General features: G+C 69.6%; 2 protein-coding genes. One reads left to right on the top strand and one right to left on the bottom strand.

What is annotated here, in order from left to right; all coding sequences use genetic code 11:
• Positions 1-142 precede the first annotated feature (142 nt).
• A complete protein-coding gene (locus ACWD3E_RS43275) occupies positions 143-1,084 on the top strand; it encodes an IS5 family transposase (RefSeq protein WP_451392942.1) in 942 nt (313 codons plus the stop codon).
• Here the strand turns inward: ACWD3E_RS43275 and ACWD3E_RS43280 are convergent.
• Positions 1,056-1,526: a hypothetical protein gene (locus ACWD3E_RS43280; protein ID WP_451392943.1), complete on the bottom strand. Its 471-nt coding sequence runs from the start codon at positions 1,524-1,526 to the stop codon at positions 1,056-1,058. The two genes, ACWD3E_RS43275 and ACWD3E_RS43280, sit on opposite strands and share 29 nt — an antisense overlap.
• Between the last annotated feature and the right edge of the window lie 118 nt (positions 1,527-1,644).

The raw sequence follows: 1,644 nt of genomic DNA on the forward strand, positions 1-1,644 counted from the left end.
AGACGCCATCCGCTTATCGATCACGGGGCTGGCCCGGTCGAACAGGGTTCCTGATCGGGTGATCGCGCGAGGGCCAGCGCATGGCAGCAGGGCCTCTTGGTAGTTCGGGGGTGCGATCCCAACCGAGTACCAGGAGGCCCTGTTGCCGCAGTCTTTCGCGTCCGCGTGCGTGGAGTCCAACTCGCTGCCACCGTCGTGTGACTGCCTCGCGCACAGGTTCGGCAACGCGGCGGACCGGCCGGACCGCACTCCGAGTTATGGCTCCGACATGACGGAGGCGGAGTGGCGGGTAGTGCGGCCGTTGCTGCCTGTTCCGGCCTGGCTGGAGGGGCGGGGCGGCCGGCCGGAGGGCTATTGCCACCGTGTGATGCTCGACGCGGTGCGCTATGTCGTGGACAACGGCGTGAAGTGGGTCAACCTGCCCGCGGACTTCCCGCCGTATCGGCGCGTGCATGCCTTCGCCCGCCGCTGGCAGGCCACGGGGCTGCTCGCTGAACTTCACGACCGGCTGCGCGACCGCGTCCGGGAGAAGGAGGGCCGCTTGCCGGACCCGACAGCCGCGATCGTGGACTCCCAGTCGGTGCGGGCGGCGGTGAACATCCCGCGCTCGACCTCCGGCTGGGACGGCGGCAAGAAGGTGGGAGGCCGCAAACGGCACCTGGTGGTGGACTGCCTCGGCCTGGTCCTGGCCGTCGCGGTGACCGCGGCGAGCGTGCAGGACCGCGACGCCGCCGTCCCGCTGCTTCAGCGGCTGCGAGGGCAGTACTTCTCCATTCGACTGGTGTGGGCGGACGGCGGCTATGCCGGCCGGCTCGTCGACTGGGCCCGCGAGAAGCCCCGGCTCACCCTTCAGATCGTCAAACGCACCGATGAAACAGCGGGATTCGTGGTGCTGCCGCGCAGGTGGGTGGTGGAAAGGACGCTGAGCTGGCTGATGCGCTCGCGTCGCCTGGTGCGCGACTACGAGACGCAGCCAGCCATGCACGAAGCCATGGTGCTGTGGTCGATGACCATGCTCATGAGCGGTCGCCTGGCCGGACGCCGCCCATCCGGCTTCAGACGGCCGGCACCACGAGAGCGGTGAACACCCCCGGCCGCACCTGGAGCGCCCATCCCCGCTCCACCAGGCGTTTCGCCTTCGCTCGCAGTCCCTCGACCTTCGCCGGGATGGCCTCCAGTCCCAGCGCGACGGCCAGTTGCTGGCAGCGCATGCCCTCCCGGCCCGCTTCCGACTCCAGCACCGACAAGATCCGCTGGTAGTCCGGCGCGAGGATGGTCGCCGCCATGCCCGTATCCCGCCGGGGCACCGTCGAACCCGCCACCGCGCTGCCCGTCGGCTCCGTGACCACCGAAGGCGGGCTGGCCAGCACCTCGGTCACTGTCACCCGGGCATCCACCAGCCGCTGAAGCTCGCGTTCCGCCTCACCGAGCGCGGCCTGCACCCGCTCGGCCTCCTCCCGCAACCGCGTGATCTCCTCCCGGACCCTCTTCTCCCTGGCCTCCAGCAGACCGAGCACCGACGCCACCAGCAACCTCCACGAGCCAGACGAGCGGACGAACCACGCCCATCTCTCCCGCCACGAAAGGGAGTTCATGCCCACCCACCCGAACTAAACGATCACGTTCGGAAAGCGGATGGCATCT

It is taken from the genome of Streptomyces sp. NPDC002676 (assembly GCF_053592455.1).